We start from the raw sequence: 18039 nt of genomic DNA on the forward strand, positions 1-18039 counted from the left end.
TACAACCTGATTTGGCCTGTTTTCTGCTAAAAGCAACCCCGAGGCGCTAAACTGAATCCTTCCCGCGTTGATGGTAATATCACCGGGCCGGCTCATCCGGTTTTCATACCCGGAACGTTAAATTAGGCTCTTCATTCACTGGTTTCACCCTTTTCAATTTTTCCCTTACCCATGCAAGCAAAACAAATGATGCTCGGCCTGCTCGGTTCCGCCATTTTGGGCGGCGGCGTGGCCGTGGGGGGGTACAAGCTGCTGGAGCCCGCCCCCGTGGCGCCCCAGGCTGTAGCCGCCAACCCCCAGGTGCGTTACACGTCCGAGATGCGGAGCACGCCCTACGTCGTGCCCGAAGGCTTGAACTTCGTAGCCGCCGCCGCCGCCGTGACCCCGGCCGTGGTGCACGTAATGACCGAATATGCTGCCGAGCCCGCCCAGCGCCAGCAGCAGATGGACCCCTTCCTGCGCCAGTTCTTTGGCGACCAGTTTGACCAGTTTCAGCAGCAGCCGCGCGGCGGCGGCCAGGGCTCCGGCTCGGGCGTCATCATCGCCGCCAATGGCTACATCGTGACCAACAACCACGTCATCGACAAAGCCTCCAAGATTGAGGTGGTGCTCGACGACAAGCGCAAGTTCGACGCCGAGCTGGTGGGCGCCGACCCCAACACCGACCTGGCCGTGCTGAAGGTGAAAGCCGACAACCTGCCCTTCGTGAAGTACGGCAACTCCGACGACGTGAAAGTGGGCCAGTGGGTGCTCGCGGTGGGTAACCCCTTCAACCTGAACTCGACCGTGACGGCCGGCATTATCTCCGCCAAGGGCCGCAACATTGGCATCCTGAACCGCAAGGATAACATGGGCCTCGAGTCGTTCATCCAGACCGATGCCGTGGTGAACCCCGGCAACTCGGGCGGCGCCCTTGTCAACCTCAACGGCGACCTCATCGGCATCAACTCGGCCATTGCCTCGCACACCGGCAGCTACGAAGGCTACTCTTTTGCCATTCCCAGCTCGCTGGCCAGCAAAGTGGTCGACGACCTGCTGAAGTATAAGGTAGTGCAGCGGGCCCTGCTGGGCGTGCAAATCCAGGAAGTGGATGCCAAGCTGGCTTCGGAGAAAAAACTGAACACTCTGAACGGCGTGTACGTGCAGGGCCTGAGCGAGAACAGCGCCGCCGCCGCCGCCGGCTTGAAAACGGGCGACATCATCACCCAAATCAATGGCGTGAACGTGAACACCTCTTCGCAGTTGCAGGAGCAAGTGGCCCGCTTCCGTCCTGGCGATAAGATTAAGGTGAGCTACCTGCGTGGCAGCAGTACCGGCACCACCGAGGCCATTCTGCGCAATTCGACCGGCACCACCGGCGTGGTGCGCGAAGACGCCGTAGCGTCCATCAAGTACGAGGGTGCCACTATCTCGGCGGTGCCCGCCCGCGACCTGGCCAAGCTCGGTTTGGAAGGCGGCGCCAAAATCAGCGGCATCAAGGGCAGCAACCTGCGCGAGACGGGCATGGCCGACGGCTTCATCATCACCCGCATTGATAAGAGCCAGGTGACCAAGCCGTCGGATGTGAAAAACATTCTCGACCAGGCCCGCAACGGTGGCGGCGTGCTGGTGGAGGGCGTGTATCCGGACGGCCGCAAGGCCTACTACCCCATCGGAGCCGAATAACATCTTTCTGCGTTAAAAAAGCCCCTGTCGCATTGGCAGGGGCTTTTTTTTGTACTGAGGCAGGACGAATTTTTGGGTTGCAGCAAAGGCGATACCAAGTCGAAAAATTTATTTGGTAAACCTGGTAGAAAAGATTGAATTATGGGCATAACTTCGACCAAAATAGTCCCGAGAAACTGATAATTAGACTTTCGCAACAAGTCCATTTGTCTGGCTCGCACGTAAGTAGAAAGTCCCAGTGTGGGAATTCCGGCTTAGGGTTTTGAACGGTAAACAGTCCGGCTTGTTTGCCACTACATGTGCATGGAAAACGTCATTAACACCCTCTATATCCAGAATTTCAAGTCGATTCGGAGCGCCGTGTTGCACCCGCGGCGCGTCAACCTTATCATTGGCCAGCCCAATGTGGGAAAATCGACGGTGCTGGAAGCCATGAGTTTGTTGGGTGGTTTTCCGTACGGGAAGAAGAAAAAATTCATGGGCAGTTTTGTGCGCTACGAAAAGTCCGCGCACCTGTTCCACGACGGCGTGCTGACGCAGCCGCTGCGCGTGGAAACCGACCGTGACATCTGCCTGCTGGGCCACGACGCTCAAAGCAAACGATTCCGGTACGGCGTGTTCAGCCAGGCGGCCTACCGCTTGCTGCGCGCCCAGATGGGCCTGCCCTTGCTGGAAGGCCGCAACAAAGCTCGCTCCAGCGACGACGCTTTGCTGCTGGAGCGCCTTTACCCGCACCTGACCACGGCGTCGCCCCTGCCCGAGCCGGGCTTTCTCTACACCGAGTTTGACCGCCACGGCGCCATGGACCGGCCCGGCGAAGACGGCCATTACGTGGCCTCGACGCCGGCCTGGCAGCCCCGCGCCGTGAAGGCGTACCGCTACAAGTCCGGCGGCCGCATCGACCGGCGGCATGTGGAAGCTTCGCTGCGCCCGCCCTACGGCAACAACTTGGTGCAGGTGCTGGAGCAGCACGCCGACCTGCGCCAGGAGTTTGCCGGATTGTTTGCGGAACGTGGCCTGCGCCTGCGGGTGCGCCCCGACGCCGGCCGCTTCGAGGTGATGAAAGAAATTGACGGGCTGAGCTTTGCCTACCCGTATTCGAGCAGTGGCGATACGCTGCAGCGCTTCGGCTTCTACCTCGCGGCCATGGAGTCGAACCGCAACACGGTGATTCTGCTGGAAGAGCCGGAGGCCCATTCTTATCCGCAGTACGTGTCGCAACTGGCCGAGCGCATTGCCACGCAGCAGGAAAACCAGTTTTTTGTGACCACCCATAACCCTCACTTCTTCAGCGAAGTGCTGGAAAACATGGTACCTTACGAAAACCGCGTGCCCGAGCTAGCCGTGTTTGTGGCCTACTACAAAGACTTTCAAACCAAGGTGCGGCAGCTGTCCGATGAGGAAGTACGTGGCCTGCGCCGCGACAGCCTGGAGGTTTTCAACAACCTAGGCGACTTGGAGCAGGAGCGCGTGGCCCTGCGCAAAGTGGGGTAGCCGCCGCGAAATAGAGCAGACCGAAAAGCCCCTTGCCGCCCATGGCAAAGGGCTTTTTTGTTTCTGTTCGGACCCTCAGGAAGATAGAAAAAATGCGCGGCGCGTTTACCTGAGCTTTATGGCTGACGTATAAGCGGATTGTTCGATTTATTCTTCTGCCTATGGCCTCATTCCCCACCGATGCTTTCTCGCTGGAATACCGCTCCGATTTGGGCGTGCTCATTGGCCGCTGGCTTCAGGCCCTGCCTCCGCCCGAGGTGCAGGGCACTTACCAGGCCATGCTGACGGCCGCAAAGGAGCACGGCAACTGCCGGTTCTGGCTGCTGGACCTGCGCCGGCGCCCACTCGATGGGCCTACCCTCACCGAGTGGTTTCGGGACCAGTTTTCGCCGCAGGTAGCGGCAGCGTTGGGCGGGCCGCTGTTCACGGCCTACCTCTCGGGCCCGCACCAGCGCCAGGCCGCTGAAAGCACCGAAATGGAAGCCCACCTCCGCCAGGCCGCCACCATCGATTCGTATCCGCTCTTTTACGACAACGAAGCCGATGCCATGGAGTGGCTGCGCGACCAGCAGGAGCGGGCTGGCATGTTGCCCGAGCCGGAGTAATAAGCCCGACCCAGGGATGCCGCCGCGGGCTGGGTGCCCGCGTGTCGCCCATCAGGAGGTTGGTAGCCGGCAAGTAAGCGCTTCGTTGGGTGGCACGCCGTAGCTTTGCCGGCGCAACATCCCACCCCAATTTCCCCATGAAGCAAGCCCTCGAAGAAGCCACCGCGCCCGACGTAACCGTGGCCCACCCGCACGAAGACCCCCACGGCATTCAGGACGTGCTGCGCCAGCTGGGCGTGGCTTCCGAAAACGCCGCCTACAGCACCGGCCGCCAGTGGGGTGGCAGTGCCAATGCCGAGCGCCGCACCGTCACGGCGCCGGCCGACGGCCGCCGCATTGCCAGCGTGGCCTTCGCCACCCTCGAAGACTACGATACCGTCATCAAAACCGCGCAGGAAGCCTTCCAGACCTGGCGCCTGGTGCCCGCCCCCAAGCGCGGCGAAATCGTGCGCCAGATTGGCAACAAGCTGCGCGAATACAAGGAGCCCCTGGGCAAGCTGGTGAGCGCCGAGATGGGTAAAATCCTGCAGGAAGGCTTGGGCGAAGTGCAGGAGATGATTGACATCTGCGACTTTGCGGTGGGCCTTTCGCGCCAGCTGCACGGCTTCACCATGCACTCGGAGCGCCCGGCGCACCGCATGTACGAGCAGTACCACCCGCTGGGCCTGATGGGCATCATTTCGGCCTTCAACTTCCCGGTGGCCGTGTGGAGCTGGAACGCCATGCTAGCCGCCGTGTGCGGCGACGTGAGCATCTGGAAGCCCTCGGAGAAAACGCCCCTCACGGCCGTGGCCGTGCAGCACATCATCCGCGAGGTGCTGGAAGAAAACGACATTCCCGAAGGCGTGTTCAACCTGATTGTGGGCGGGGCCGACATCGGCGCCGCCATGGCCGCCGATAAGCGCGTGCCGCTGGTGTCGGCCACGGGCAGCACCCGCATGGGGCGCAAAGTAGGGGAGGTAGTGGGCGCCCGCCTGGGCCGCGCCCTGCTGGAGTTGGGCGGCAATAACGCCATCATCGTGACCAAAAACGCCGACCTCGACATTGCCATTCGCGCCATCGTGTTTGGGGCGGTGGGCACGGCCGGGCAGCGCTGCACCAGCACCCGCCGCGTCATCATCGAAGACAGCGTGTTTGAGGAAGTGAAAAGCCGTCTGCTGGCCACCTACCCCAAGCTGCCCATCGGCCACCCGCTGCAGGAGGGCACCCTGGTGGGCCCGCTCATCGACGCCGATGCCGTGAAGATGTTCAGCGAAGCCCTGGAGAAGGTGCAGGCCGAAGGCGGCAAATTGCTCACCGGCGGCCAGGTGCTGAGCGGCGCCGAGCTGCACGGCGGCCACTACGTGCAGCCCGCGCTGGTGGAAGTCGAAAACCACTACCACACGGTGCAGGAAGAAACCTTCGCGCCCATTCTCTACCTCATCAAGTACAGCGGTGGCGTAGAGAAGGCCATTGAGCTGCAAAACGACGTGCGACAGGGCCTGTCCAGCAGCATCTTCACCCTGAATATGCGCGAGGCCGAAGCCTTCCTGGCTGCCGCTGGTTCCGACTGCGGCATTGCCAACGTGAACATCGGCACGAGCGGGGCCGAAATCGGCGGCGCGTTCGGCGGCGAGAAGGAAACCGGCGGTGGCCGCGAGTCCGGCTCCGACGCCTGGAAAGTGTACATGCGCCGCCAGACCAACACCATCAACTACAGCACCGAGCTGCCGCTGGCCCAAGGCATCAAGTTCGATATCTAATTCCGTTTCAGTAAAGCACAAAAAAGCCGCTCAGAATCCTGAGCGGCTTTTTTGTGCTTTACTGAAGCTGTTGTATCAGGCTTCTTTCTTCCGGAAATCACCCCTTGAGAAATATTTCTCGATGAGGCAGTACATCATGATGAAGAAATAGCGCGAGCCCATCTCCTTGATTTTGAGCTTGCTCTCGCCGTACTTGCGGTTGGTCCAGGAGTTGGGCACCACGGCGTAGGAGTAGCCCCGCACGATGGCCTTCAGCGGCAGCTCGAGCGTGAGGTTGAAGTGGGGCGAGAGGAAGGGCTTGAGCCCGTCCATGGTGTGGCGGCGGTAGAGCTTGAAGGCGTTGGTGCAGTCGTTGTACTTGAGCCGGAACAGGGTCTTGACGATGGCATTCGCCACGCGGTTGAGCGTCTTTTTGTGGGCCGGGTAGTCCACCACCCGGCCCCCCTTTATCCAGCGCGAGCCGAAGACGCAGTCGTAATTGCCCGCCACCATCGTGCGGTAGTAGCGCACCAAATCGGCCGGGTCGTCCGAGAGGTCGGCCATCATCACGGCCACGCACTCGCCCGTGTAGCGCTCGAGGCCGTAGCGCACGGCGTAGCCGAAGCCGTTGGGGCCGGCGTTGGTGTAATACGTCAGCGTGGGGATTTCCCGCGCCAGGGCTTCGAGCGCGCCCAGGGTGTTGTCCTTGCTGTTGTCGTTGGTGACGACGATTTCGTGCTCGATGCCTTCGGCCGCCAGCGCCGCGTGCAGCGTGCGCAGCGTTTCGCCGAGGCTCTCCTCCTCGTTGTAGGCCGGAATGACGACGCTTAGCTTCATGCCGGCTGGCGCTCCCGCAACTCGTTGAAAATCTGCGTCAGCGTGGCCGTCAGCCCGTACTCAAACCGCCAGGTGGGGTAGTGCTGCTCGAAGCGGCGCACGTCGGAGACGTACCAGATGTGGTCGCCCACGCGGTTCTGCTCCGAGTACGAGTAGCTCATTGTGTTGCCCGTGATGGTTTCGCACAGGGCGATGGCCTCCTGCATCGAGCAGTTGGCGAAGCGGCCCCCGCCGGCGTTGTAGACCTGGCCGCCCGGGCGCGGGGCCTGGTAGAAGTGCCAGAACATGTTCACCAGGTCGTGGGAGTGGATGTTGTCGCGCACCTGCTTGCCCTTGTAGCCGAAGACGGTGTAGTGCTGCCCGGTGAGGGCGCACTTCATCAAATACGACAAAAAGCCGTGCAGCTGCGCCCCGGAGTGGCGCGGCCCCGTGAGGCAGCCCCCGCGGAAGACGGCCGTCTTCATGCCGAAGTAGCGGCCGTACTCCTGCACCAGCACGTCGGCCGCCACCTTGCTGGCCCCGAACAAGGAGTGCGTGGTGTGGTCGATGCTCATCTGCTCGTCGATGCCGTGCTGGAAATACGGGTGCGCTTCGTCAATCTCCCAGCGGGTTTCGAGCTCCACCAGCGGCAGGAAGTTCGGGTTGTCGCCGTACACCTTGTTGGTGGAGGTGAAGATGAAGACGGCCTCCGGGCAGTGCTGCCGGGTCATTTCCAGCAGGTTGAGCGTGCCGTTGGCGTTGACGGTGAAGTCGGTGAAGGGCTCGCGCGCGGCCCAGTCGTGGCTGGGCTGGGCGGCCGTGTGCACCACCAGGGCAATGTCGGCGCCGTACTCGCGGAAGAGGTCGCCGAGGGCTTCCACGTCGCGGATGTCGGCCGCGTGGTGGCGGTAGTTGGCGAACGTGTTCTGCAACCGGGCCCGGTTCCAGTCGGTGCTGGCCTGCTCGCCGAAGAAGTAGCTTCGCAGGTTGTTGTCGATGCCGACCACCAGGTCGAACTTGTCGGCGAAGAACTCCACCGCTTCCGACCCTATCAGGCCCCCGGCCCCCGTGATGAGTGCGATTTTCATATTAGATAAAATGCAGGCCTTTTAGCCCAGGATGGGTTTCAGCTGCGCTTCGTTTTCGCGCAGCCAGTTGTACACGTCGGTTACAATTTGCTCGGCCGAGCGTTTGGGCGTCCAGCCGGTTAGCTCGGTCACGCGGGCGTTGTCGGTGAGGTAGAGCTGGATGTCGGCCTGCCGGTTTTCGACCTGCGAGCTGATGGGTACGGTATTGCCGGTCACGCGTTGGCAAATGGCCGTCAATTCCTGCAAACTCACGCTGATGTCGCGGCCGCCGCCCACGTTCAGAGTTTTGCCATTCACCTGCTCCAGGTTCTCAATTTGGTATTTCACCAGGTCGAACAAGTCGTCGACGTGCAGGATGTCGCGCACCTGCTTGCCGGTGCCGCCGAAGCCGAAATAGCCCAGCGGCTGCTTCCAGAAGTGGCGGGCCACCCACAGCACAATCACGCCCTGGTCGACCTTGCCCATCTGCCAAGGGCCGGTGAGCACGCCGCAGCGGTTTATCACCGTGCGCATGTTGTAGAAGTGGTGGTATTCCTGAATCAGGTACTCCGAGCACAGCTTGGTGGCGCCGTAGAGCGAGCGGTAGCCCTCCAAGGGAAAATCTTCGGCCAGGCCCGCGGGCGAGATGCCGGCAATGGGCTGCTCGGGGCTCACCTCGAAGCGGGTTTCGGCTTCCACGGTCTGGATTTTGTCGATTTGGTTAATCGGGTAAATCCGGCTCGTGGACAGGAACACGAACGCCGCGTTGTGCTGGCGGGCGTAGTTCAGGCAGTTCACCGTGCCCGTCAGGTTGGTGTTAATCAGGTAATCCGGGGCCGAGGTGAGGCCGGCCAGCACCGAGGGCTCGGCCGAGGCTTCAATGACGGCTTCGACGGCGGGGAGGGCGTCGAAATCCTCTTTGTTGCGGATGTCGCCGTGCACGAACTCGATGCCGGCTTCGCGCAGGCGGGGCAAGTTCAGCTCCGAGCCGCGGCGTTTGAGGTTGTCGAGGGCGAAGATGCGGCACTCGGGATAGGCTTCGCGGAAGCGCAGGGCCAGGGCCGAGCCCACAAAGCCAGCGCCACCGGTGATAAGGAGGGATTTTACAGACATACGGAGGGATTATGCTGTAAAATTAAGGGTAAAGGGCGCAAAGCATCGGGATTGTTTTGCTATGCGCTGACAATCAACTGCTTGTACTTGATGCCGTGGCTCAGTGGTTCTCTTCGACCTTGATATCGCCGTGGCCTTTGTGGTAGAGCGTGGTGCCGTTGTACATCACATAATACACCCGGTAGAGCTGGCCGCGCTTAAACGAGCTGCTGCTGATGTCAAACTGAAATTCTTGGTTGGGCGAAAGGCCCGGCGACGTAGCCTCGATGAGAGGCTGATACACCTGGTTCACGACCACCACTTTGCAGCGCACCGCGGGCGCGTTTTGCGCCGAGGAATACGAAAACCGGAATTGCCCAACGGCGGGGTTGGGGTAGCCGGCCGTGTAAATCTTGTTGGGGTTCTGCACGGGGCCGTTCAGGTCGAGCCCCAGCGACTGAAAAAGCTTTTGCTCCGTGGTGTTCCACTTGCCGTCGAGCTTCCAGTCGGTGGGGTCCGTTGGGCCCATGGGCAGGTTGGTGCCGGTGCGCAGGTCGTGGCCTGCGCCCGGCCCAAAGTTGATGAATAGGCTGGACGACGCGTCCGAGTCGCTTTTGGAGCAGCTGCCGAGGGCCAGGCTGGCGCCAAGGGTGAGCAGCGAAAGGCCGAAGGACCGCAACGGGATAGGCAGAGGCATGGTGGAAAAGGGTTAATTTGCGAACAAGTTACGGCCCGTCGCCCGGGCTGCAACCCCGGCCCTGCTATTGGGGTCCTTCGCTCGCTTAAGCTCTTCAACCCTTCGTCTTTCTCTGCGCATGGAAGCCGCCGTTGCCTACGTTGACATCAATGCTCCGCTGGTGGAGCGCTGCCGCCTGAACGACCGCCAGGCCCAGGCCGAAATTTACCGGCGCTACGCCAAGGCCATGTTCAACGCGGCCCTGCGCATCACCGGCGACTACGCCGAGGCTGAAGACGTGCTGCAGGAGTCGTTCCTGAGCGCCTTCCGGGAGCTGAGCAGCTACAAGGGCGACTCATCGTTCGGAGCGTGGCTGAAGCGCATTGTGGTCAACAAAAGCATCAACTGCCTGCGGCAGCGGCGCCTGGCCCTGGTGCCCCTGGGCGAGCAGCACCACGACGAGCCCGCCGAAAGCGCCGGCCCCTCGCACGAGGAAGAAGCCGACGTGAGCTACCGCGCCGACGTGCTGCGCCGCTGCATTCAGGAGCTGCCCGACGGCTACCGCGTGGTGCTGAGCCTGTACCTGCTCGAAGGCTACGACCACCTCGAAATTGCTGGCATTCTGGGCATTTCCGAGTCTACTTCCAAGTCGCAGTATAGCCGGGCCCGGGTGCGACTGCGCGAGCTGGCCGCCCAGCGCGGCTTGAGCTAAGCCACATCCATTCGTGTTACCATCCGTTATCCTTATTCCCTCACTACTCTTCATCCTTTTTCGCTCGGCCGCGGCAGCCACCCCATTATCCCCGCGGCCCCTTTGGAACCTGGACGAACCGTGCGTTTGCAACCATCCATGAACCCGAACAAGCCCAATTCTTTAGAAAACTTCGTCGACCGGCACCGCGCCGACTTCGACGCGCACGAGCCGCGCCCCGACCTGTGGGCCGCGCTGGAGCAGCAGCTTGGCCAGCCCCTGGCCCCGCCGGCCCTGCACCTGGCCGAAGAACCCCTGGCCCCGCAAGCGTCTGCGGCGCCGGCCAGCTGGTTGCAGCGCTACGGCGTGGCGGCCTCGCTCGCTCTGCTGGTATTTGCCGCCGGCGCCAGCGAAGCCTGGAAATCGAACCCCCCCTCGCCCGCCGTGGCGGCCGTTGCTACCCCTCAAACCAGCACCAGCGCCTCGGCCGAGTCCGATGCGGCTCTGTACCAGGGCGGCAACCCCACGGCCCTGGCCGCCGCCGAGCGCACCACCGGCGCCGACAGCCAGCTCGTGCGGGCCGTGCGCGGCATGGAAGCCTACTACACCAACCAGTTGGCCCGCCGCCAAAGCGAACTAACCGAAATGCGCGGCCCCGGCACCGCCGGCATGACCGCCGACTGGCAGCGCGAATTGGTGTCGCTCGATTCGAGCTACCGCCAGCTGAAAGCCGAACTGCTGCACCACCCGCAGCCCGACGCCGTGCTCACGGCCATGAACCGCAACCTGCAGGTGCGGCTCGACATTCTGGACCAGCAGCTGCACCTGGGCACCAGCGCCGCCGAAGACCGCAGCGCGGGCTCGTATGTGCTGGCCGACAGCCGCCACGATTCAGAATGAAAAGCCTGATTTATTCCTGGCGGCTGGCCCTGGCCACGGCGCTACTCGTGGCGCTGGGGCCGTTGGGAGGCCGCGCGCAAGCCGTGCAGAAAGCCGGCTTCGGCTCGCAGGGCTTGACCATTGAGGCCTTTGTGGCGGTGGAGGTTGTTTCGGGTGGGCCCCAAAACCCTTTGCAGGACCAACCCACCGAGCAGCAGGAAACCATGCTGCAGGTCGAGCAGCGCCGCCGTCTCAGCCGCAGCTACGCAGTGCCCAAGACGGGCCGGCCGTTTTCGCTGGATACACGCTACGGCCGGGTGCAGATTAACCCCTGGAACAAGCGCGAAATCAAGGTAGAAGCCGAACTGGTGGCGCGCTCCGAAACCGACCAGGGCGCCCGCCAGGTGCTCGACGCGTTGGGCGTGCAGTGGCTGGACTACGACGCCAAAACCGGCGGCGTGGCCGTGAGCACGCAGTTTGGCCCCATTCTGCGCGGGCGGCCCGGCGGCTGCCGCTACGAGGTGAACTACACCGTGTGGCTGCCCCGCACCACGGCGCTGCGCGTGCACAACAACTTCGGCGAAGTGAGCATTGCCGGCGACCTCAGCGGCCCCACCGAGCTGGCCGTGGACTACGGCGCCCTGCGCACCGGCCGCCTCGACGGCCCGCGCAACTTGTTGCGCATCGGTAACGGCGACTGCACCGTGGCTTTCGCCGGCCGCGCCAGCATCGACGCCAGTTACGCCCGCCTGCGCCTCGACCAGGGCACCACGGTGGACCTGCGCAACAACTACTCAGACATCGACATTGGCACCGTGCAGGACCTCACCGTGCACAGCAAGTATGGCGACGTGGCCCTGGGCAGCGTGCGGAACCTGCGCGGCTCGTCGGGCTACTCGCGCTTCACCATTGACAAAATCGGCGAGGCCCTCGACATGGCCGTGCGTTACTGCCCCGATTTTGTGGTGCGCGACATGGGTGCTAATTTCCGCCAGGTGAACCTGGACGGGGGCTTCAGCACCATTCGGCTGGGCTTTGCCGAAGCGCCGGTGTTCCGGTTCGACGTGAGCACCGAGCAGGGCCAGCTGCTGGTAGACAAAAGCGCTGTGCGCGTGCTGTCGCAGGAAAACGGCCCGCAAACCAGCGACGTGCTGGGCGTGTTCGGCGGCCCGGTGCCGGCCCCCAATTGTGGCAATGTGAACATTAAGGTGCGCTACGGCACGGTGCGGTTTAGCCGGTAGGGGAGGCGTTTCGCGGCCGCGTGCCGTTCTTTGAAACGATGCATTTCTTTCGTTTCATCTTTCTGTGCCTGCTGGCCAGCCCCGCCGCGGCCCAAGTTGCTCCTGCCGTGCCCCACGCCGCTCACACTTCCACGCCCAAAGCCCACGCGCTGCGCCTGCGGCCCGGCGACGACCTGCGCCAGTCCCTGACGGCGTATGCGCAGGCGCACCACATCCGGGCGGGTGCCATGGTGACGTGCGTGGGCAGCCTCACGGTGGCCACGCTGCGGCTGGCCAACCAGGAGGGCCCCACCGTGTACCGCGGCCATATCGAGATTGTGTCGTTGGTGGGCACGCTTTCTACCAACGGCTCGCACTTGCACCTGGCCGTTTCCGACAGTACGGGGCGCACCATCGGCGGGCATTTGCTGGACGGGTGCCGCGTGTACACCACCGCCGAAATTGTGCTGAACGAGTTGCCCGAGCTGGAATTTCGGCGTGAAACCGACCCTACGTTTGGCTACCAGGAACTGGTGGTGCGGCCTACGGTCGAGCTTAAAAAGGAGCCGATTTTGGAGCCCGCGAAAAAAAGCCGGGCCCAGCCAAAAAAATGATGAACTGAAGATGAAGGCATAGCGGCACATGCTTATACTTGTGGTACTGTAGGCGCCGCTGCTACGGCCGGAGGCCGAGAAGTTGCCTTCTCTGTTTTCCTTCATCGTCGTTATGTCTACTGTTACCCGCGGGGCCTCGTTGGCACTGCTCGTGGCGGCCCCCCTGCTCGGGATGGGTCAGCAAACCCCCGCCACCCTGCCCAAGCCGGGCCAATTGGTGAACGAAGGCGTGGCCTTGCACGACAAGGAGGACTTCGCCGGTGCCATTGCCAAGTACCAGGCCGTGACGCCCGGCGACTCTTCCTACGCCATCGCCCAAAGCGAGCTGGCGCTGAGCTGCTACGCCTCGGGCAAAAACGAAGAAGCCGTGGCCGCCGCCAAGCGCGCTATTGCCCTCAATCCCTTCGAGCCCGTCACTTACAACACCCTGGCCAACGCCCAAGAGGAGCTGAAGCAGATTGACGCCGCACTGGCCACTTTCAAGCAGGGCCTGCAGCTGTTTCCCTACAATCAGAACCTGTATTACAACCAAGGCGTCACCTACCTGCAGCAGGGCCGCACGGCCGAGGCCCTGGCCAGCCTGCAGCACAGCGCCGAACTCAACCCGACGCACCCCAACTCGCACCGCATGCTGGCCGTGGCCGCCGCCCGCCAGGGCCAGACCGCGCACGCCCTCATCAGCTGGCTGACTTACCTGGCCCTCACCGACGCTAGCCCGGCCGGACACAACGTGCTGGTGCAGGCCGAGCGCCTGTCGCAGGGCGTGGCCGTGGTGGAAGACAACGAAAAAGTGAAGCCGGTGGCACCCAACGCCGCGTTTGCGGAGTTGGACCAGCTGCTGGAAAGCAAGGTGGCCCTGCAAAAGGAGTACGTGTCGAAGGTGAAATTCCAGGCCGCGGTGGTGAAGCAAACCCAGCTGCTGGTGGAGAAATTTCCGACGGAAGGGGCCGCCGATGACTTCTGGGTGCGGGCCTACGGGCCCATGGTGGCCACGCTTCGCAAAGACGACAACCTGACGCCCTTCACCTACCTCATCCTCCAATCGGCCGACGAGGCCAAGGGCGCGCCGTGGGTGAAAAGCAACAAGGCCAAGGTGCAAGCCATGCTAAACGCGGCCGTGCCCGCCCTGATGAACCTGCGCCTGCGCCAGCAGGTGGTGGGCGGCCCGGCCGGGCAACGCCTGGATGCCTGGTTCAACGGCGACGGCAAGCCCGACGGCCTCGGGGCCGGTGTGAACGAGAAAGGCAAGTTCAAATCGACCGGCGACTGGATTTCGCTCACCAGCCAAGGCGCCGTCGATGCCATGGGGCGCTTCAACGCGGCCGGCCAGCGGGTGGGCCCCTGGAAAGTGCTGCGCCCCGACGGCACGGTGGAAAAAACGTTCATCTACAACGACCAGGGCCAGCGCGAAGGCCTGGCCCGCGAGTTCCACCTCAACGGCCAGCCGTCGTACGACATCAATTACAAGAGCGACAAAATTGATGGCCTGCTGACCACCTATAACGAGTGCGGCGCCCGCACCGGCAGCCGCACCTTCAAGGCCGGCAACCTGGAGGGGCCCTACGCTACTTACTACGACAACGGCCAGCTGCGCCTGCGCGCTACCCTGCACAACGACAAAGTAGACGGCCTGGAAGAAGGCTTCTTTCAGGACGGCACCCTGCAGTACACCACCACCTACGCCAACGGCGTGAAGCAGGGTACGTTCACCACCTTCTACGCCGACAAAACGCCGCTCAACAAAGGCGCTAACGACAAGGACGAGCACGACGGCCCGTACACCGAATACCACCCCACGGGCGCGGTGAGCGAGGAGGGCCGCTACGCCCACGGCAAGCGCGTGGGCACCTGGCGCAGCTTCTACCTCAACGGCAAGCCGAACGCGGAAAAGAATTACGACGAAGCCGGCGAGTTTCACGGCGTGTACCACGACTACGACGAAACCGGCCACCTCTACGCCGACACCGAGTATGTCCACGGCCGCGTGGTGCGCATTCGCTACTTCGACCAGGCCGGCAAAGCCGTGGTGGACCAGCCCGTAAAGAAAGGCCGCGTGCCCATGCAGGGCCTTGACGCCAAGGGCCGCAAAGCTTCGGAGGGCGCGTTTGTGGACGGGCAGATGGCCGGCGAGTGGAAATGGTTCTACCCCGACGGCGGCGTGCGCGAAATCGCGCACTATGACGACAAAGGCACCAAAATTGGCACTTCCGAATTCTACTACCGCGGTGGGCAGCTGCAGCGCCGCACCCGCTTCGGGGCCGATGGCCAAGAAGACGGCTATTACGAGCAGTATACCCTCGACGGGCAGCCCGCCAGCACCGGCTACTACCTGGCTGGTGAGCGCCACGGCCCTTGGAAAGACTACTACGCCGACGGCCGCGTGAGCGAGGAATACGAGTACTTCAAAGGCGAGCTAAATGGCCCGTCGCGCAGCTTCGAGCCCGGCGGCAAGCTCACCCAGGAACGCCTGAACGAGTTTGGCACCCTGCGCCGCATCGTCACCTTCGACTCGGTGGGCAAGGAGTTGAGCCGCGTGGAGCTCAAGCCCGACAGCAAGGAAATCAACCTGCGCTACCCCAGCGGCAAGCCCCTGTACCGCGCGGCCCTGACCTGCTACAGCAGCAACGGCCCCTCCGCATGGTTCCGGCCCGATGGCAGCACCGAGTCGTCGTTTGGGCAGGTGAGCGGCCGCCGCCACGGGACCTACCGGGCCACCTTCGCCAACGGCAAGCCCGACCGCGTGGGCGAGTACCGCGACGGCCGGCCCGAAGGCGAGTGGCTCAGCTACTACGCCAACGGCCAGCTGCGGCGCAAGGGCAGCTACCGCGCCGGCGAGGAAGAAGGGGAGTGGACGTATTACTTCCCCAACGGCCAGGTGGCCATTGTGGAGCATTACGACGGCGGCAACCTGCACGGCAGCAGCAAGCGCTACAACCCCGCCGGCGAGCTGCTGGAAGAGAAAACCTACGACTATGGCTCCCTGGTGAGCTTCCGCGGGCCGGGCGAGGGCGCGGCCTTCCAGCCGCTGGCCAATCAGACCGGCACCATTGCCGTGGTCTTTGCCAATGGCAAGCCCGCCGCTTCGGAAAGCTTCGACCACAACCAGGCCACCGGCCCGGCCATCTACTACTACGCTTCGGGCGAGGTGTTCCGGCGCACCGCGTTTGCCAAAGGGCTGCGCACGGGCCTGCTGGAAAGCTTCTACCCCGGCGGCAAGCGCATGGAGGAGGAAAACTACCTGCACGGCGAACTGCACGGCCGCTGCCGCTACTACCGCCCCGACGGCACCCTGGAGCGTGAAGAAACCTACCGCAGCGGCGAGCGCCGCGGCCCCACTATCTACTTTGACGCCGCCGGCAAGCCCCAGCGCACCGAGAACTACTGGAACCTCATGGTGTACGATACCAAATAGGGCCGACCGGCGTTCCGTTTGTACCTTGTAGGAGCTTGATACCCAATTATTCAATCGTTATTCTCTTTTCATGTATTCCTCTACTGTATTCCTGCCGCTACTGCTGCTCGCGGGCCTGGCTGCCCAGGCACAGGCCCCTGCGCAAGTGGCCGAGATGAAAAAGCAGTACCCCGGCGAAAAAGCCGTGTACCTGGAGATGCGCCAGGATTTGACCGTCGAAATCCGCAACGATTCGGTGCAAGTGCTGGCCAAGCACCACGCCGACATGCTGCACCTCGACGAGCAGTCGGGCGCCTACGCCAACGACCGGGTGTTCAGCTCGCACTTCAACCGCCTGCAGAAGCTGGAAGCCCGCACCATGGTGCCCAACGGCGACAAGTTCAAAGCTGTGAAGGTGACGGATTTTAAGGACAAGTTTGAGATTCAATCGGGGGTGTTTTTTGATGACACCCGGTCGACTTCGTTCTCGTTTCCGGCCGTGGCGCCGGGTGCCCGCACCATCACCGACTACACGGTGAAGCACGTGGACGCCCGCTTCGTGATGCCGTTTTTCGTGGGCTCCTACGTGCCCGTGAAGCACGCCGAACTGACCATCACGGCGCCCAAGGGCGTGGTCATTGGCTACAAGACATTTCATGCCGAGAATACGCCAATCAAGTACACCAAGGAAGAAAAAGGCAGCCAGGTAATCTACCGCTGGACGGCCGACAACCTCACCAGTCCGCCGCGCGAAGACGACGGCCCCGAGGCCAGTTACTACCTGCCGCACATCGTGTTTTTTGTGCAGGAAGCTACCGTGAACGGGCAGACGCGCAAGCTGCTGGCCGGCGTACCGGAGCTGTATACCATGTACGCCGATTTCGTGCGGCGCATCGACCGACAGCCCAGTCCGGCCCTGCAGCACCGCGTCGACTCGCTGGTGGTGGGCGCCAAAACGGAAGAGGAAAAGGTGCGCCGCATCTACTACTGGGTGCAGGACAACGTGAAGTACATCGCCTTCGAGCAGGGCTTGCGCGGCTTCATTCCGCACGATGCCGGCCTGGTGTACGCCCGCCGCTACGGCGACTGCAAGGACATGGCCAACCTCACCAACGAGATGTTGCACCTGGCCGGCGTGAAAACCGCCTACCTGACCTGGGTGGGCACCCGCGACCTGCCCTATAAGTACGCCGAGCTGGCCACGCCCGGCGTGGACAACCACATGATTGCCACGTATGAGCCCAAGCCGGGCCAGTACGTGTTTCTGGATGCCACCAGCAAGCACACGCCCTACGGCATGCCCTCGGCCATGATTCAAGGCAAGGAGGGCCTGCTGGGCCTCGACCCCAAGAACAGCCTCGTGGTGCCCATCCCGGCCATGGACAAAACCCGCAGCGGCTTCGACGACGCCTCCGTGCTGACCCTGGACGGCACCACGCTGCGCGGCACCGGCAAGCTGAACCTGGCCGGCTACACCAAAGTCAACCACAGCTACGGCCTCGACGGGCTGGACCGCACCGCCGAGCCTAAGTACGTGAAGGCGCTGCTGGAGCGCGGCAACAACAAGTTCTTCGTCGACAAATACAGCATCGCCAACCTGGAGGCCCGCGACCAGCCCCTGAGCATCAGCTACGACTACCGCCTGCAGGACTACGTGCAGCAGGTAGACGACGAAGTGTACGTGAACCTGAGCCTGGAGCGCCCCTACGCCACCGACCGCATCGACTCGACCACGCGCAAGCTGCCGCGCTACAACGAGTTTGCCCACACCGACCACACCCGCACCGAGCTGGTGGTGCCCGCCGGCTACGAGGTGAGCTACCTGCCGCCCACGGTGCAGGCCCAGGGCGACGCCCTCGGCTTCAAGGTGAGCTACGAGCGCAAGGGCGACAAAATCATCCAGGACCGCGAGGTGTACGTGAACTACCTGCTGCTCCAGCCCAAGCAGTTTGGCAGCTGGAACTCGGTGGTGAACAAGCTGGGCAGCGCCTACCGCGAAGTGGTGATTTTAAAGAAGAAAAAGACTTAGTCGTTTTGACGTGGGGCCTCACCCCCTGACCCCCTCTCCTCAGGGAGAGGGGGCACCGGTTTTGCTCTTGCGACTGGCA

Annotated in this window: 14 protein-coding genes; 10 read left to right on the forward strand and 4 right to left on the reverse strand. The window is 62.9% G+C overall.

Going from position 1 to position 18039, the window contains the following annotated elements; translation table 11 throughout:
• The first annotated feature begins 171 nt into the window (after nucleotides 1-171).
• The 4 genes from MUN81_RS05175 to MUN81_RS05190 all read left to right on the forward strand — a co-directional run bounded on the left by MUN81_RS05175 (nucleotide 172) and on the right by MUN81_RS05190 (nucleotide 5506).
• Nucleotides 172-1665, forward strand: a complete 1494-nt coding sequence (locus tag MUN81_RS05175) for a Do family serine endopeptidase (protein WP_245115603.1) — start codon at nucleotides 172-174, stop codon at nucleotides 1663-1665.
• A 303-nt stretch (nucleotides 1666-1968) separates the two neighbouring features.
• A complete protein-coding gene (locus tag MUN81_RS05180; RefSeq protein WP_245115605.1) occupies nucleotides 1969-3159 on the forward strand; it encodes an AAA family ATPase in 1191 nt (396 codons plus the stop codon).
• Between the two features lie 161 nt (nucleotides 3160-3320).
• Nucleotides 3321-3764: a hypothetical protein gene (locus tag MUN81_RS05185; RefSeq protein WP_245115607.1), complete on the forward strand. Its 444-nt coding sequence runs from the start codon at nucleotides 3321-3323 to the stop codon at nucleotides 3762-3764.
• A gap of 137 nt (nucleotides 3765-3901) precedes the next feature.
• Complete coding sequence (locus MUN81_RS05190; RefSeq protein ID WP_245115609.1) at nucleotides 3902-5506, forward strand: aldehyde dehydrogenase family protein; 1605 nt, start codon at nucleotides 3902-3904, stop codon at nucleotides 5504-5506.
• Between the two features lie 75 nt (nucleotides 5507-5581).
• Here the strand turns inward: MUN81_RS05190 and MUN81_RS05195 are convergent, their stop codons facing one another.
• From MUN81_RS05195 to MUN81_RS05210, 4 genes are all read right to left on the reverse strand, one after another.
• Complete coding sequence (locus MUN81_RS05195) at nucleotides 5582-6322, reverse strand: glycosyltransferase family 2 protein (RefSeq protein WP_245115611.1); 741 nt, start codon at nucleotides 6320-6322, stop codon at nucleotides 5582-5584.
• Complete coding sequence (locus MUN81_RS05200; RefSeq protein ID WP_245115614.1) at nucleotides 6319-7389, reverse strand: NAD-dependent epimerase/dehydratase family protein; 1071 nt, start codon at nucleotides 7387-7389, stop codon at nucleotides 6319-6321. Before MUN81_RS05200 ends, MUN81_RS05195 begins: the two co-directional genes overlap by 4 nt.
• Nucleotides 7390-7410: 21 nt before the next feature.
• Nucleotides 7411-8481: an NAD-dependent epimerase/dehydratase family protein gene (locus MUN81_RS05205; RefSeq protein WP_245115616.1), complete on the reverse strand. Its 1071-nt coding sequence runs from the start codon at nucleotides 8479-8481 to the stop codon at nucleotides 7411-7413.
• 100 nt (nucleotides 8482-8581) lie between these two features.
• Nucleotides 8582-9157, reverse strand: a complete 576-nt coding sequence (locus tag MUN81_RS05210) for a hypothetical protein (RefSeq protein WP_245115617.1) — start codon at nucleotides 9155-9157, stop codon at nucleotides 8582-8584.
• 118 nt (nucleotides 9158-9275) lie between these two features.
• Between MUN81_RS05210 and MUN81_RS05215 the strand changes: the two genes are divergently transcribed.
• The 6 genes from MUN81_RS05215 to MUN81_RS05240 all read left to right on the forward strand — a co-directional run bounded on the left by MUN81_RS05215 (nucleotide 9276) and on the right by MUN81_RS05240 (nucleotide 17960).
• Nucleotides 9276-9848: an RNA polymerase sigma factor gene (locus tag MUN81_RS05215; protein ID WP_245115619.1), complete on the forward strand. Its 573-nt coding sequence runs from the start codon at nucleotides 9276-9278 to the stop codon at nucleotides 9846-9848.
• A gap of 138 nt (nucleotides 9849-9986) precedes the next feature.
• Complete coding sequence (locus MUN81_RS05220) at nucleotides 9987-10727, forward strand: hypothetical protein (RefSeq protein ID WP_245115621.1); 741 nt, start codon at nucleotides 9987-9989, stop codon at nucleotides 10725-10727.
• The gene (locus MUN81_RS05225) at nucleotides 10724-11947 is read left to right on the forward strand and encodes a hypothetical protein (protein WP_245115623.1); all 1224 of its coding nucleotides are present in this window, start codon (nucleotides 10724-10726) and stop codon (nucleotides 11945-11947) included. Before MUN81_RS05220 ends, MUN81_RS05225 begins: the two co-directional genes overlap by 4 nt.
• A 38-nt stretch (nucleotides 11948-11985) precedes the next feature.
• Nucleotides 11986-12540: a PPC domain-containing DNA-binding protein gene (locus tag MUN81_RS05230; protein ID WP_245115625.1), complete on the forward strand. Its 555-nt coding sequence runs from the start codon at nucleotides 11986-11988 to the stop codon at nucleotides 12538-12540.
• Between the two features lie 112 nt (nucleotides 12541-12652).
• Nucleotides 12653-15952, forward strand: coding sequence for a tetratricopeptide repeat protein (locus tag MUN81_RS05235; RefSeq protein ID WP_245115627.1), 3300 nt, complete (start codon nucleotides 12653-12655; stop codon nucleotides 15950-15952).
• Between the two features lie 70 nt (nucleotides 15953-16022).
• A complete protein-coding gene (locus tag MUN81_RS05240; RefSeq protein ID WP_245115629.1) occupies nucleotides 16023-17960 on the forward strand; it encodes a transglutaminase domain-containing protein in 1938 nt (645 codons plus the stop codon).
• Nucleotides 17961-18039: the final 79 nt, after the last annotated feature.

This window comes from Hymenobacter sp. 5317J-9 (genome assembly GCF_022921075.1).
Classification (GTDB): Bacteria; Bacteroidota; Bacteroidia; order Cytophagales; family Hymenobacteraceae; genus Hymenobacter.

Coding starts and splice junctions, on each gene's coding strand:
- MUN81_RS05185 (WP_245115607.1), top strand. CDS start 3,321: ATGGCCTCATTCCCCACCGATGCTTTCTCGCTGGAATACCGCTCCGAT.
- MUN81_RS05235 (WP_245115627.1), top strand. CDS start 12,653: ATGTCTACTGTTACCCGCGGGGCCTCGTTGGCACTGCTCGTGGCGGCC.
- MUN81_RS05190 (WP_245115609.1), top strand. CDS start 3,902: ATGAAGCAAGCCCTCGAAGAAGCCACCGCGCCCGACGTAACCGTGGCC.
- MUN81_RS05215 (WP_245115619.1), top strand. CDS start 9,276: ATGGAAGCCGCCGTTGCCTACGTTGACATCAATGCTCCGCTGGTGGAG.
- MUN81_RS05230 (WP_245115625.1), top strand. CDS start 11,986: ATGCATTTCTTTCGTTTCATCTTTCTGTGCCTGCTGGCCAGCCCCGCC.
- MUN81_RS05220 (WP_245115621.1), top strand. CDS start 9,987: ATGAACCCGAACAAGCCCAATTCTTTAGAAAACTTCGTCGACCGGCAC.
- MUN81_RS05240 (WP_245115629.1), top strand. CDS start 16,023: ATGTATTCCTCTACTGTATTCCTGCCGCTACTGCTGCTCGCGGGCCTG.
- MUN81_RS05205 (WP_245115616.1), bottom strand. CDS start 8,481: ATGTCTGTAAAATCCCTCCTTATCACCGGTGGCGCTGGCTTTGTGGGC.
- MUN81_RS05225 (WP_245115623.1), top strand. CDS start 10,724: ATGAAAAGCCTGATTTATTCCTGGCGGCTGGCCCTGGCCACGGCGCTA.
- MUN81_RS05210 (WP_245115617.1), bottom strand. CDS start 9,157: ATGCCTCTGCCTATCCCGTTGCGGTCCTTCGGCCTTTCGCTGCTCACC.
- MUN81_RS05180 (WP_245115605.1), top strand. CDS start 1,969: ATGGAAAACGTCATTAACACCCTCTATATCCAGAATTTCAAGTCGATT.
- MUN81_RS05195 (WP_245115611.1), bottom strand. CDS start 6,322: ATGAAGCTAAGCGTCGTCATTCCGGCCTACAACGAGGAGGAGAGCCTC.
- MUN81_RS05200 (WP_245115614.1), bottom strand. CDS start 7,389: ATGAAAATCGCACTCATCACGGGGGCCGGGGGCCTGATAGGGTCGGAA.
- MUN81_RS05175 (WP_245115603.1), top strand. CDS start 172: ATGCAAGCAAAACAAATGATGCTCGGCCTGCTCGGTTCCGCCATTTTG.